Origin of the sequence: Amycolatopsis rubida, from assembly GCF_900115345.1 — a bacterium.
Taxonomy (GTDB): domain Bacteria; phylum Actinomycetota; class Actinomycetes; order Mycobacteriales; family Pseudonocardiaceae; genus Amycolatopsis; species Amycolatopsis rubida.
In genome coordinates, this window is record NZ_FOWC01000002.1 from 887057 (window position 1) to 900303 (window position 13247).

Below are 13247 nucleotides of genomic sequence, written 5' to 3' on the forward strand. Positions count from 1 at the left end.
TTCGGCCGCGCGAACACCGGAGCCGGGAAATCACCCCGGATAGAACGGATCCGCGTTCTGCATCGAGTGCGCCTGCGGCCGCCACACCTCACCCAGCTCGGTCGCCGTCCACAGCCCTCCGGCGTCCGCGACCACGATCGGCTGGCTCGGGGCGGACGCGACCGCGCGCACCGGCGCGGTGAGGTTCGAGCTGTTGTAAGCGTCCATCCGCCGCCCGTCGATCGACAGCCGCTGGACTGGCTGCGAGGGCGAGGACGTCGCGGCCACCAGGGTGTCCGGCGTCGAGCCCCAGTCCACGTCCAGCACGTCCGTCAGCACGCCGGGCTGCAGCACCCGCGGCTCGCGCAAGGTGACCGTGTCGCTGCTGCGCACCACCGACGCCACGACCAGCTGGCCGTTCACCGTCGCGGCCACGCGGGTGCCGTCCCGGGAAAGCCGCAGGACGCCGATCGACCCCAGCGCCAGCAGGTCGTTCGCGTTGACGCTCTGGCGCAGCCAGTGGCCGTTCGGGTCGAGGACCATCCGCGCGATGATCGAATGGTCGACGACCGTCCACACCTCGTTCGACGGCCCGGCCCCGATCTGCGCCGGACGCCAGGTCGGGCGGCTCAGCGAACCGCCGCCGAGGTCGACCGTCGGCAGGTCGCGGCCGAGGTCGCCGATGCGCAGCCGCACGCGGTCGCCGTCCTGCTCGACCACCGCGAGGCGTTTGCCGTCGATCGATTGGGCCGCGCTCACCACCGGGTACGCACCGTTGCCCACCGCGCCCGCGATCGGGGCGCCGTCGCTGAGCGAGCGGACGCGGCCGCCGACCGTCATCAGGCCGTTCGGCGACGAGGAAGCGTTGTACGAGGGCAAATCGCTGCTGCGCCAGTATTCGTGGCCTGCCACGAGCGGCGCGCCGTCGGCGAGCAGCCGGATCCGGGTGGACGTGACGGTCTGCATCGACAGCACGATCTGCGCGGCGATCAGCGACCGTGTGTCCGGGCCGACGCCGGTGAGCCCGCTCAGCTGCACGGTCAGCGAGCCGTCGTCGTTGTTCTTCACGTTGTTCTCAAGCGACACCCCGTCGCCGAACAGGTTTTTCACCGCGCCGGTGAGTCCGGCGGAGGGGCCCTGAAGGATCAGGTCCATCACCCGGCCCGGCATGCCCGACTGCGGTTTCGCCGGGACGTAGCGCAGGTCCGGCGCGAAGGATCCGGAGTCGCCGGAGTAGAAGCTCACCACGACCGGGTTGTAGTTGCCGTCGAACTCGTCGTCGGTCACCAGCAGCACCGGCGGGGGCGGGCTGGAGATCCGCCATTGGCCGTCGGCCTGCTTGCGCACCTGGAAGGTCTGCTCGGCGGGGCCGCTGCTGGGGATGAACGCGGAGTCCGCGCTCAGCGTGCCGAGCACCGAACCGCGCACGGTGACCGTGCGGACGTTCGGGTCCGGCGCGGCCGACGACGGCGTGGGCGTCGTGGTGGGGCCGGTGCTGGCCGTGGGGTCGTAGACCGTGCTGAAGGTCTTGTCGATGATCGTGAACGAGCGGTTCGGCCGCCACGCGCCCCGCTGTTTGTCGTCGAGGAACGCCCGCGAGGCCGCGTTGCCCGACCGCGGATCGGCGTTGGCCTTGATGAACAGCCGCACGATGTCGAGCGGTTCGGCGTTGGCCGGCGGTTCCGGCGCGTTGTTGGCCTGCTGTGGCGCTTTTTCGACCGACACCACGACCGGCAGCGATTCCTGCGGAACGTTCGCGCAGCTCACGAGCACCAGTGCGCAGGCGAGAAGGACGAGCACTCGCCTCACTGACCGACCTCCTCCCGGTCCGGGGCCGGATCGGCGAGGATCGCCTCCGGCGCGGGGTGCAGTTCGGCGACCGACGACGGCGACAGCGTGATCTCCGAAACAGCGTCCGGCGGCGGCAGCACCAGCGGGCTGTCCGCGATCGGCACGCCTTGCCGGCGCGGCACCACGAGCCGGAAGCACGCACCGTGTCCCGGCTCGCCCCACGCGTCGAGGACGCCGCCGTGCAGCCGCGCGTCCTCCTGGCTGATCGCGAGGCCGAGCCCGGTACCGCCGGTGCGCCGGTTGCGCGACGGGTCGGCGCGCCAGAACCGGTTGAACACCAGCTCGGCCTCCCCCGCCCGCAGGCCGACGCCGTAGTCCCGGACGGTGATCGCGACCGCGGACTCGTTCACCGCGACCGTCAGCACCACCGTTTTGCCCTCGCTGTGGTCGACGGCGTTGGCCAGCAGATTGCGCAGGATCCGTTCGATGCGCCGCGCGTCCACCTCGGCGGAGGTGTCCTCGTCCGGCAACACCAGTTCGACCGCGCTGCCCGCGGTCCCGGCGAGCACCCGCACCTGCTCGACCGCGCGCGTCGCGATCGGCCGCACGTCGATGTACTCCGCCGACAGCTCCTCGACACCCGCGTCGAGCCTGCTGATCTCCAGCAGGTCGCCGAGCAGCGCCTCGAACCGGTCCAGCTCGTCGACGAGCAGCTCGGTCGAGCGGGCCAAGCCGGGCGGGAACTGCTCTCGGGAGGCGTGCAGCACGTCGGCGGCCATCCGCACGGTGGTGAGCGGGGTGCGCAGCTCGTGTGACACGTCGGAGGTGAACCGGCGCTGCAGTCCGCCGAATTCCTCGAGCTGGCGGATCTGGTTCTGGATGCTGGCCGCCATGCTGTTGTAGGACACCGCGAGTTTGGCGAGATCGTCCTCGCCCACGACGGCGAGCCGCTGGTCGAGGTCGCCGCCCGCGAACTGCTCGGCCGCCGCGACGGCTTGCCGGACCGGCCGCACCACCTGCCGGACCACCAGGTTCGTGATGCCGGCGAGCAACAGCAGCAGCACGATGCCGGCGACGAACAACGTGTTCTGCACCGTCGACACGGTGGTCTGCTCGCTGGTGAGCGGGAACAGCAAATACAGCTGCAGCGGGCTGGCCGCGGTCGCCAGCGGGGTGCCGACGATCAGGTAAGTGGTCCGGGCGCCGTTCTCGTCGACCGTGTGCTCAAGCCGCGCGAGATGGTCGGCCTCGACGAACTGGCGCAGCCGCTCCGGCACCGCGGGGAACGGCCCGACGTATACCGGGTCGGCATCCGATTGGCCGCGGCCGACGCTGGCCAGCACCGGTTCGAAGGTGCCCGCGGTGGAACCCGCGCGCGAGGAAGACGTGGTCGAGATCTTCTTGAGCGCGTTCTGCAGGCGCGTGTGCAGCGCCTCCGGGGACTCGCCGCCGATCCCGACCAGTTCGCGCGCGGCGGTGTCGGCCAGCGCCTGGGTCTGCTCGATCGCGGCGCGGCGCTTGGTGTCCAGCAGCCGTTCGGTGATCTGGTTCTGCAGGACCATGCCCAGCACGAACACCACGGCCGAGGACAGCGCGAGCGTCGAGATCGTGACGCGGAACTGCAGCGAGTGCTTCCACAGCTCGTTGAACGCCACCGCGCGGCGGCGGGCGAAAACCACGACCCGGGCCGAGAGCCGAGCCGTGGCGCGGGCGGCGGCGCGAAGCCGCCCCGCGAAACCGGTCATCGGCGGATCACGGCGGGCCGGCCTTGTACCCGACCCCGCGCACCGTCAGCACCACCTCAGGATGCTCCGGGTCCTTCTCCACCTTCGAGCGAAGGCGCTGGACGTGCACGTTCACCAGCCGGGTGTCGGCCGCGTGCCGGTAGCCCCACACCTGTTCGAGCAGCACCTCGCGGGTGAACACCTGGCGCGGCTTGCGGGCCAGCGCCACGAGCAGGTCGAACTCGAGCGGCGTCAGCGGGATCGCCTTGCCTTCGCGGGTGACCTCGTGCCCGGGAACGTCGATCGCGAGGTCACCGATGGTGAGCGATTCGGCGGGCTCGGCCTCGGTGCGGCGCATCCGGGCGCGCACGCGGGCGACGAGTTCTTTCGGCTTGAACGGCTTGACCACGTAGTCGTCGGCACCGGACTCGAGCCCGAGCACGATGTCCACGGTGTCGCTCTTGGCGGTGAGCATGACGATGGGCACGCCGGACTCGGCGCGGATCGCCTTGCACACGTCGATGCCGTTCATGCCGGGCAGCATGAGGTCGAGCAGGACGAGGTCCGGTTTCAGCTCCCGCAGCGCGGGCAGCGCCCGCGAACCGTCCGCGACCACCGCGGTGTCGAACCCCTCGCCGCGCAGGACGATGGTGAGCATCTCCGCCAGCGCCGGGTCGTCGTCGACCACCAAGACACGTGCCTTCATGACCACATGTTCGCACTACCGCCCGCACCCGTGCGCACGACCCGCGCGTTTGACCACCGGAAAGATCAAGATCACCGGCCCGGTTGGGCCATCCGGACGCCTCGGGCGTCCGGCCGCGACGGGATTCGCCCGCTCAGCCGAACAGATCGCAGCCGAACGGTTACTGTTGCGCTATGCGGAACCAGGACTCGGGAAACGCAACGGGAAGCGCGGTGCAGTCCGTCGACCGGGCGATCACGGTCCTGGAGCTGCTGGCCCGCAATGGCGAAATCGGCATCACCGAGATCGCGGGCGAGCTGGGCGTGCACAAGTCCACCGCGTCCCGGCTGCTGAGCGTGCTGGAGGCGCACGGGCTGGTCGAGCAGCTTGGCGAACGCGGCAAGTACGCGATCGGGTTCGGCGTCGTCCGGCTGGCGGGCGCCGCGACCGGCCGGATGGACCTGGCGAAGCTCGGCAGGCAGACCTGCCAGTCGCTCGCCGAGGAACTGGGCGAGACGGTCAACATCGCGATCGCCGACGACGGCGTAGCGATCAACATCAGCCAGGCCCGCGGGTCGGCGGCGATCACCACGCAGAACTGGACCGGGCAGCGCACGCCGTTGCACGCCACGTCCAGCGGCAAGGTCCTGCTCGCCGCGATGGACGACGCCGAGCGCAAGCGGATGCTCGCGCACGAACTGGAGCAGTACACGCCGCGCACCACAGTCGACCGGGACGAGCTGGCGGCCGAACTGGATCGCGTCGCCGAGGACGGCTACGCGGCCTCCTTCGAGGAGCTGGAGCTGGGCATGCACGCGGTCGCGGTGCCGGTGCGCGGCCCCGGCGGCGAGGTCGTCGCGGCGATGAGCGCGTCCGGCCCGTCCTACCGGTTGTCCAAACAGCGGATCCGGCAGATCGTCGCGCCGATGGCGGAGGCGGCCCGGGAGCTTTCCGCTCAGCTTGGCTACTTTTCCGCGTGACCCGGCGGCCGCGGCGGCTCTCTTGACAGCGCGCCCGCGATCCCGCAATTTGTGAGTTGCAGCAGACGGAACACCGATCTCCATCCGCAACGCGTCCGTTCCCCGGCGGGGCGTTCCGGCATGCCTGTCTCGTCCCGAGCCGGGCCGTCCGCGACGGCCGGCAGGCAGGAGGTACCTCGCGATGGCGGTGCGACCGCGGGTGGTTGTGCTCGGCGCCGGGCTCCTCGGTTGCGCGGTCGCCGACGAGCTGACCGAACGCGGCTGGACGGACGTCACCGTCCTCGAACCGGAACCGGCGGTCGCTTCCGCCGGGCCGGGGCTGCTCTTCCGCACGCACGCCGACCGCACGGCGTCCGAGTTCGCCAGGTACACCGCGGAGAAGTACAGCGGGCTGACCGTCGACGGCGGCTGGTGTTTCCAGCCGGTCGGGAGCCTCGAACTCGCGACCTCGCCCGAGCAGCTTTCCCGGCTGCGGCAACGGCTTGGCTGGGCGACGTCGTCCGGCGTGCGCGGCTACCTGCGCGAACCGGGCGAATGCGCCCAGCTGCACCCGCTGCTCGACTCCGCGAAGGTGTTCGGCGGCCTGCACATTCCCGGCGACGGGCTGGTCAAACCGATCCGCGCGGCGCTCGCCCAGGCTCGTCGCGCGACCGAGCGGGGCGCGAAATTCCTTACCGGGCAAGAGATTGTCGAGATCGCACGCACGGCGGGCCGGGTGACCGCGGTGGCGACCGCGACCGATCGGTTCCGCGCCGACGTGGTCATCTCGTGCACCGGAGTGCGCGGGCCGCAGTTCGGCCGCCTGGTCGATCTCGCGGTGCCGGTGGTGCCGATCGCCGTCGAGCACGCGCGGACCACCCCGCTGGCGCAGCTCGCCGGGGACAACGACCACTTCACCGAGGCGGACAAACCGATCCTGCGCGGAGCCGGGCTGTCGCTGCGCGAACACGTCGACCGGCTGGGCATCAGTGCGCTGGGTCCGGTCGAGACCGACGCCGCGTTCGCTCCGGCGGGCTTCGAGGAGTCGTGGACGGCCGCGCTCGGATTGGTGCCCGCGCTCGCCGACGCGAAGGTCGAGGAGGGCGTCCGGCAGCTGGTCCCGGGTACGCCGGACGGATTGCCGCTGCTGGGCGAACATCCGGATCTCGACGGGTTCTGGGTCGCCGAAGCGGTGGACTGCGCGTGGTCCGCCGGGGTCGCGCGGGAGCTGACGCGCTGGCTCATCGAGGGGCAAGCGCACCTCGACCTGCACTCCGTCGACCTCGCTCGGTTCGATCGGCTGCAGCTCGCGCCCGGCCGGGTGCGGGAGCGGAGTTTGGCGGCGGCGGGCCATCCGCGACCGGCGGCGGAACCGGTGCGGACCACGCCCTGCTACGAACGCGAGGTCGCGCTGGGCGCGGAGTTTCGCGAGGAAGACGGCTGGGCGCGGCCGCAGCAGTACCCCTCTGGCGGACGCGCGGAGGCAGTCGCGGCTCGCAGCCGGGTGGCGTTGTTCGATCTGACCCCGCGGCGGCGGCTGGAGATCACCGGTCGCGGCGCGCTGCCGTTCCTGCAGACGATGACCACCAACCAGCTCGACCGGCCGTCCGGCTCGGTCACCAGCACGTTGCTGCTCGGCGAAGACGGCGGGATCCGCAGCGATCTGACCGTCACCCGGCTTGGCGTGGAGCAGTTTCACGTCGCCGCGCACCATCATCGGGACGTCGCCTGGCTGCGCCGGCATCTGCCCGGCGACGGCTCGGTCCAGCTGCGCGAAACCACCGGCGGCACCTGCTGTCTCGGCTTGTGGGGGCCGCTCGCCGAACAGGTGCTGCCCGAACTGTCCACATCGGACTTTCGCGCGTGGCGGACGTACCTCGGCGACGTGCCGGTGACCGTGCTGCGCGTGTCCGACGTGGGCGAACCCGGCTGGGAGCTGCACACTGGCGCGGATCTCGGCCGGTCGCTGTGGGACGCGCTCTGGTCGGCCGGGCAGCCGTACGGGATCGTCGCGGCCGGAGAGGACGCGCTGCGCAGCCTCCGGATGGAGGAAGGCCACCGCACCTGCGGCATCGACGTGACCACCGAGCACGATCCGTACGAGGCGGGTCTCGGGTTCGCGGTGCGGATGGACAAGGGCTACTTCCTCGGCCGGGACACGCTTCTCCACCGTTCTCCCTCGAAAGTACGGCGGAAACTGGCGTGCTTGACCATCGCCAACACGCATTCGGTGATGCAGGGCCGGGAGCCGGTGTACGTCGACGGCCGTCCGGCGGGATACGTCACGAGCGGCGCGTACGGCTACACCGTCGACAAAAATCTGGCCTATGCCTGGCTTCCCGTCGAGGACACCCGGCCGCGGTCGCCAGTGGAAATCGAGCACTTCGGAAAACGGCTCGCGGCAAGGGTGACCGCGGAGCCGCTGAGGAGCAGCGAATGACGCATTACGACGTGATCGTGATCGGTCTCGGCGGAATGGGCAGCGCCGCCGCCTACCGGCTGGCACGACGAGGCCAGAAGGTGCTCGGGATCGACCAGTTCGCGCCGGTGCACAACCTCGGTTCGAGCCACGGCGGGTCGCGGATCACGCGGCAGGCGTACCTCGAAGGTCCGGACTACGTGCCGCTGCTGCTGCGCGCGCACGAGATGTGGGACGCACTCGAACGCGACTCCGGGCGGTCGCTGTTCACCCGCTGCGGCGCGGTGATGGGCGGACCGCCGGAGTCGCGCACGATCGCGGGCAGCACGCTTTCCGCGGAGAAGTTCGACATCCCGCACGAAATACTGGACGCGGCCGAGATCCGGCACCGGTTCCCCACCATCACCCCGGCCGAGGACGAGGTGGCACTCTGGGAACCGGGTGCCGGTTTCGTCTCGCCGGAGGGAAGCGTCGCCGCGCACCTGCAACTCGCCGCGCGCCACGGTGCCGAATTGCACCACGAGGAGCAGGTATTCACGTGGACCAGCACGGAAACCGGGGTGCGCGTCGGCACCGCTTCGAGCTACTACACCGCCGAGCGGCTCGTGCTGTGCCCCGGCGCTTGGGCACCCGTGCTGCTCGCGGACCTAGGCGTCGATTTCGAGGTGCGGCGCCAGGTCCAGTACTGGTTCGAACCAGCGGACGTGCAGCAGTTCACTGATCATCCGGTCTACCTTTGGGAAACCGCTGAAGGCGGCCAGTTCTACGGTTTTCCCGCGCACACCGCACAAGGCGTCAAAGTCGCCGTGCACCTTGGCGGCACGCCGTGCACCACCGACACGATCGACCGGCGGGTCCACGACGACGAGGTACGCGCGGTCGCGGACGTCGTCGGCTCCCGGATGCCGACGCTCCCGGCGGCCTTCCGCCGAGCGGCGACCTGCCTCTACACGAACACCCCGGACGAACACTTCGTGATCGCCCCGCACCCGAAGTATCCGCGAGTGGTGGTGGCGTGCGGGTTTTCCGGGCACGGGTTCAAGTTCGTGCCGGTGATGGGGGAAATCCTCGCGGACCTGGTGGTCGACGGGGAGACGCGGCACCCGATCTCGCTGTTTGACCCGGCGAGGTTCACGCCGTAGCGAAGTAGTGCTCTTCAGCCAGATCTTCAAGCAGGCCAGGGTGTTCCGGCTTCCAGTCGAGGAGTTCACGCGTGCTCGCGGCGGACGTCGGCGCGTCCGACTGCACCATCGGCGCCAGGAACGCGAAGTGCGCCGCGGCTTCCTCCGGCGCGATGGACTTCGCCGGGACGCCCAGCCGCGCGCCGATCGTCTCAGCGATCTGCCGGAGCGAGATGGCTTCGTCGCCGACGGCGTGCAGCATGGCCCCGGCCGGAGCCTTCTCCAGGGCCAGCCGGTAGAGCCGGGCCGCGTCGAGCGTGTGACCGGCGGACCAGCGGTTGGCACCCTCGCCGACATACGGGGAAACCCCGGCCGCGCGGGCGAAACGGATCATGGCCGGGACGAAACCGTGCTTGTCGAGCGAACTGTGCACCGACGGCGGCAGCCGCACGACTGCCGACCGGACACCGTGGTCAGCGAGCCCGAGCACGTAGTTCTCCGCGTCCACGCGCGGGCCGCCGGGAAGCCGGTCGGCCTCGGTGCCAGCGCGGCCGAGCCCGGCGAGCATCAGGGTTCCGGAGGTCGAGACCAGCGGTTTGCCAGTGCCGACGAGAGGTTCGCCGAGCGCCTGGAGCGCGGCGAGATCCGCGTCGACCGCGCTGGCGAACTCGCCGCTGGCCATCAGGTCGTGCTTGAACGCCAAGTGCACGACGCCGTCCGCCTCGGCGGCCGCCGCGCGCAGGCCGTCGAGATCGTCGAGGTCGCCGCGCCGCACCTGCGCACCGCGTTCGGCGAGCGCCGCGGCGGAGGCGTCCGACCGGGCGAGCCCGACCACCTCGTGTCCGGCGGAGAGCAGTTCGGGAACGAGGGCCGAGCCGACGTGGCCGCTGGCCCCGGTGACGAAAACCCGCATGGGCTGTCCTTTCACTCATGATGACACCTAGTGCCATCACAGTACGCCTGATGTCATCCGGTGTCATCACCTAGACTGGACGGCATGGGCCGCTGGGAACCGAACGCACGCCAACGCCTGGAACGGGCCGCGCTCGACCTGTTCACCGAACGCGGCTACGACCAGACCACGGTCGCCGAAATCGCCGAGCACGCCGGGCTCACGAAACGAACCTTCTTCCGCTATTTCGCCGACAAGCGCGAGGTGCTGTTCGGTGGGCAGGAGGAACTGACCCGGCTGTTCTCCGAGGGCATTGCCGGGACACCAGCGGGCGCGACGCCGCTCGAAGCGGTCGGCGGGGCGTTGGATGCCGTGGCGGCGGTTTTCACCAGCGAGCGGCTGGCTCAGGCCCGGGCGCGGCAGCCGGTCGTGGCAGCGAACAGCGAACTGCTCGAACGCGAACTGCTCAAGCGCACCAAGATGGTCCAGGCCATACACGACGCACTCGCCGCACGCGGAGTCAGCGAGCCGACCGCGCGCGTCGCGGCCGAATTGGGCTGCCTCGCGTTCGGCACGACCTTCCACCGCTGGATCGACACAAGCAACCAGCGCGAATTCGGCGCACTCGCCGACGAAGCCCTCACCGAACTGCGCACCGCAACCGCCGCCCTGGACTAAGCAAGCAAGGACTTCGCCAACATCGGCAGATCAACACCAGCCACACCGTCCAGCACACGCCACGGCGCGAGCCACGAAGCCGCGGCCAGCCCGCACCACGGCCGAATCGGGCTGCCTCGCGTTCGGCACGACCTTCCACCGCTGGATCGACACAAGCAACCAGCGCGAATTCGGCGCACTCGCCGACGAAGCCCTCACCGAACTGCGCACCGCAACCGCCGCCCTGGACTAAGCGAGCAAGGACTTCGCCAACATCGGCAGATCAACACCAGCCACACCGTCCAACACACGCCACGGCGCGAGCCACGAAGCCGCGGCCAGCTCGTCGTACACCGCGGCGCAACGCTGCTGCAGCGAATCGTCCGACTCGAAGGCGTCCCGCGCCCGCGCCGCGTCCGACTCCGCCCGGCGCACTGCCCGCTCGGCAGCGACCTCCGGGCTCACCCGCAGCAGCAGATGCGCGTCCGGCCGCGGCAACCCGAACCGCGTCACCTCGAGGTCCCAAACCCACTGCACCACAGCGCCATCCGCGTGCTCGCGCAGGCGCGCGGCCGCGTACGCGGCGTTCGAGGCGACGTAGCGATCCAGCAGGACCACGTCGTTGGCCGCGAGGAGCGCACGGATCTCCTCGGCCGCACCGCTGCGGTCGAGGGCGTAGAGCAGTGCCATTCCGTACACCGAGTCGGCGAGGTCGCCGTGCCCGCGATGCAGCGCTTCCCGCACCAGATCGGCGTGCACGCTGCGGCCGTAACGCGGGAAGGCGAGACTGCCGACGCTCGCGCCGGCGTCTTCCAGCGCAGCAGTCAGCCCCTCGGACAGCGTCCGCTTGCCCGCGCCGTCCAGACCTTCGATTACGACCAGTCGCCCCACGCCGTCGAAGATACTTGGTGGCGCGCTCAGGCCGTCTCGCGGCGCGCGCGGACGTAGCCGAAGTAACCCACCGGCACCGCGACCAGCAGCCCGGCGAGGCAGAGCAGCGGAATCCAGTCGTCGCCGTGCGGCTGCGCCGGCGTGCTCTGGCCGCCGTCCCGCGGCACCACCTCGCTGCGAGGTGCGGCCGTAAGGTGGGCGTTGCCGGTGTCAGCGGGCTGCGCCGCGCCCGCGCCCGGAGCCGACACCGGCAACGCCAGGCCCGTGAACGCCACAAGGAGCAGCAGGCGTCCGACGTGCCTTCGGCAAGTGGTCGAGGACCGCCGGACTCGCCCGGCAGTGCTCTCCACGTGATTCGGTTTCCCCAGATCCATGACGCACCTCCCGCCTAGACGTGGCCAGTGGTTGTCACAACGGTGAACTGGTCGATCACGCCGAGCAAGATGCCTGTCCCGCGACGAGGGTGTTCCGGGTCGGCGGTGGAACACGGAACGGTTACCCTTCCGTGGCCAAGCACACCAAACGGGGGCCGGACCCGTTACCGCGCGCTGCTAACGTGAACGTTCCGCGGCATTCACGCCCAGCGCACGGGCGGCGTTGAAGGGACAGCGGTGGCACGAGACGGGGATGGCCCACTGATCATGGAACCTGGCCGGCGCGGCGCGGGTGAACTGCCGCCCGAGCTCGGCGAAGCTTTGCGATCCGGAGAATTCCATCAGGCGCTGCGGCTCGCGATCGCGCATCGCGGCCTGTCGCTCGCCCGGCTGCGGGCGCATCTCGCGCTCCGCGGCGTCCACATCGGACAGTCGACGCTGAGCTACTGGCAGCGGGGACTGCGCCAGCCGGAGGTGCCGAAAGCGCTGCCGGCGGTCCGCGCGCTGGAGTCAGTGCTGCAGTTGCCCGCGGACTCGCTCGTGGTGCTCATCGGCCCGCGCACGGCGCGCCCGCGCGGGCACCAGGCCGCGGCGTCGTTCCACGACCTGCGCTCGGGCGAGATGGGCGCGATCGTCGAACAGCTGATGAGCGACCTCGGCGCGCCGCCGACGTCGCGACAGTCGAACTCCGATCTGGAAATGCTGTCGGTGCACGACCAGATCACCATCGACGAGCAAAAACATCAGGTTAAATTTCGCACCCGGCTGGTCACCCGCGCGCGGCGGCACGGACCGGACCGGTACGTGGCGGTCTACAACGGCGACCCCGGCTGCCGGATCGACGACGTCGAACTGATCACCGCGGAAGGCTGCCGCGTCGGGCGCATCCGCAGGCATCCGGCGCGCGAGACGATGGCGACGGAACTGCTTTTCGACCGGAAGCTCGCCGAGGGCGAGATCCACGTTTTCTGCTTCGAAATCCACGACAATTCCGCCGTGACGTTCCCCGGGTACTACCGGATGCTGCGCGACCAATGCGCGAGCTATCTGCTGCAACTGCAGTTCGCGCCGACCGCGATGCCCGCCCGGATCACCCGCGAAGTCCGCGCCCGCGACGACGCCCTGCCCGTCGAGGCGGAGGAGTTGCCGTGCGACACCGGCGGCGTGACGAGCGGGTATTTCCGCGACACCGGACCAGGGCTGGCCGGCATCGCGGTGGAATGGAACTGAGCTGCCGTCGTGAGTGTTGGCGCCGGTTCTAACCGGCGGCAACACTCACGACCGTGCCCTTGGTGATCCGCACCAGTTCGTCGAACGTCGTCGGGAAGACAGCGTTCGGCGTGCCGGCCGCGGCCCACACCTCGGCGTACTGCCGCAACGCCTCGTCGACCACCGTCTCCAGCGGAGCCGGATGCCCGACTGGCGACACCCCGCCGATCACCTGTCCCGTGGCGGCCCGCACCTCGTCCGGCTTGGCCCGGCGGATCCGGCGACGCCCGAGCCGCGCGGCGAGCGCCTCGACATCCACCCGGTGCGCACCACTGGTCAGGACCAGCAGCGGAGCGTCGTCGGCCATGAAGACCAGGCTGTTCGCGATCGCGCCGACCGGACAGCCCAGCGCGTCCGCCGCTTCGGCCGCCGTCCGCGTGGACTGCGGGAGAGTCCGCGCCCGGCCTTCGACGCCTGCCGCGTCGAGCGCTTCCTGCACGTTGTGCACTGCCGACATTCGCACACCTCCAGATGTTCTGTAAACAG

The 13247-nt window shown here is 70.5% G+C and carries 12 protein-coding genes and 1 pseudogene; 5 read left to right on the top strand and 8 right to left on the bottom strand.

Going from position 1 to position 13247, the window contains the following annotated elements; genetic code table 11:
- Positions 1–30: 30 nt before the first annotated feature.
- Genes BM362_RS13115 through mtrA form a run of 3 tightly spaced genes read right to left on the bottom strand, consistent with a single transcriptional unit; the run spans position 31 to position 4200 of the window.
- On the bottom strand, positions 31–1788 hold the full coding sequence (locus tag BM362_RS13115; protein WP_093573263.1) for an LpqB family beta-propeller domain-containing protein: 1758 nt from the start codon (positions 1786–1788) through the stop codon (positions 31–33).
- Positions 1785–3515, bottom strand: coding sequence for an MtrAB system histidine kinase MtrB (gene mtrB, locus BM362_RS13120; RefSeq protein WP_093573264.1), 1731 nt, complete (start codon positions 3513–3515; stop codon positions 1785–1787). The genes BM362_RS13115 and mtrB overlap by 4 nt, the downstream gene beginning before the upstream one ends.
- A 7-nt stretch (positions 3516–3522) precedes the next feature.
- The gene (mtrA, locus tag BM362_RS13125; RefSeq protein WP_005150760.1) at positions 3523–4200 is read right to left on the bottom strand and encodes an MtrAB system response regulator MtrA; all 678 of its coding nucleotides are present in this window, start codon (positions 4198–4200) and stop codon (positions 3523–3525) included.
- A 173-nt stretch (positions 4201–4373) separates the two neighbouring features.
- Here mtrA and BM362_RS13130 point away from each other — a divergent pair, with 173 nt between their 5' ends.
- The 3 genes from BM362_RS13130 to solA all read left to right on the top strand — a co-directional run bounded on the left by BM362_RS13130 (position 4374) and on the right by solA (position 8699).
- A complete protein-coding gene (locus tag BM362_RS13130; RefSeq protein WP_067576025.1) occupies positions 4374–5159 on the top strand; it encodes an IclR family transcriptional regulator in 786 nt (261 codons plus the stop codon).
- A gap of 181 nt (positions 5160–5340) precedes the next feature.
- Complete coding sequence (locus BM362_RS13135; RefSeq protein ID WP_093573265.1) at positions 5341–7578, top strand: FAD-dependent oxidoreductase; 2238 nt, start codon at positions 5341–5343, stop codon at positions 7576–7578.
- On the top strand, positions 7575–8699 hold the full coding sequence (gene solA, locus BM362_RS13140; protein WP_093573266.1) for an N-methyl-L-tryptophan oxidase: 1125 nt from the start codon (positions 7575–7577) through the stop codon (positions 8697–8699). The genes BM362_RS13135 and solA overlap by 4 nt, the downstream gene beginning before the upstream one ends.
- Here the strand turns inward: solA and BM362_RS13145 are convergent.
- Positions 8689–9591 (bottom strand): SDR family oxidoreductase, encoded by a 903-nt coding sequence (locus tag BM362_RS13145; protein WP_093573267.1) that lies wholly within the window; start codon positions 9589–9591, stop codon positions 8689–8691. The two genes, solA and BM362_RS13145, sit on opposite strands and share 11 nt — an antisense overlap.
- Before the next feature lie 84 nt (positions 9592–9675).
- Between BM362_RS13145 and BM362_RS13150 the strand changes: the two genes are divergently transcribed.
- Positions 9676–10248: a TetR family transcriptional regulator gene (locus BM362_RS13150; protein WP_093573268.1), complete on the top strand. Its 573-nt coding sequence runs from the start codon at positions 9676–9678 to the stop codon at positions 10246–10248.
- Here the strand turns inward: BM362_RS13150 and BM362_RS48850 are convergent.
- The 3 genes and pseudogenes from BM362_RS48850 to BM362_RS13165 all read right to left on the bottom strand — a co-directional run.
- Positions 10245–10337 (bottom strand): annotated as a pseudogene (locus BM362_RS48850) (dTMP kinase); the annotation flags it as partial. The gene BM362_RS13150 and the pseudogene BM362_RS48850 sit on opposite strands and share 4 nt — an antisense overlap.
- A gap of 139 nt (positions 10338–10476) precedes the next feature.
- Positions 10477–11118, bottom strand: coding sequence for a dTMP kinase (locus BM362_RS13160; protein WP_067576015.1), 642 nt, complete (start codon positions 11116–11118; stop codon positions 10477–10479).
- 26 nt (positions 11119–11144) lie between these two features.
- Positions 11145–11393 (bottom strand): hypothetical protein, encoded by a 249-nt coding sequence (locus tag BM362_RS13165; protein ID WP_232791471.1) that lies wholly within the window; start codon positions 11391–11393, stop codon positions 11145–11147.
- Positions 11394–11759: 366 nt separating this feature from the next.
- On the opposite strand from BM362_RS13165, the gene BM362_RS13170 reads away from it, so the two are divergent.
- A complete protein-coding gene (locus BM362_RS13170) occupies positions 11760–12722 on the top strand; it encodes a hypothetical protein (RefSeq protein WP_202508091.1) in 963 nt (320 codons plus the stop codon).
- A gap of 28 nt (positions 12723–12750) precedes the next feature.
- On the opposite strand, the gene BM362_RS13175 is transcribed toward BM362_RS13170, so the two are convergent.
- Entirely contained in the window at positions 12751–13218 is a 468-nt protein-coding gene (locus BM362_RS13175) for a YbaK/EbsC family protein (protein ID WP_067576008.1), read from the bottom strand.
- Between the last annotated feature and the right edge of the window lie 29 nt (positions 13219–13247).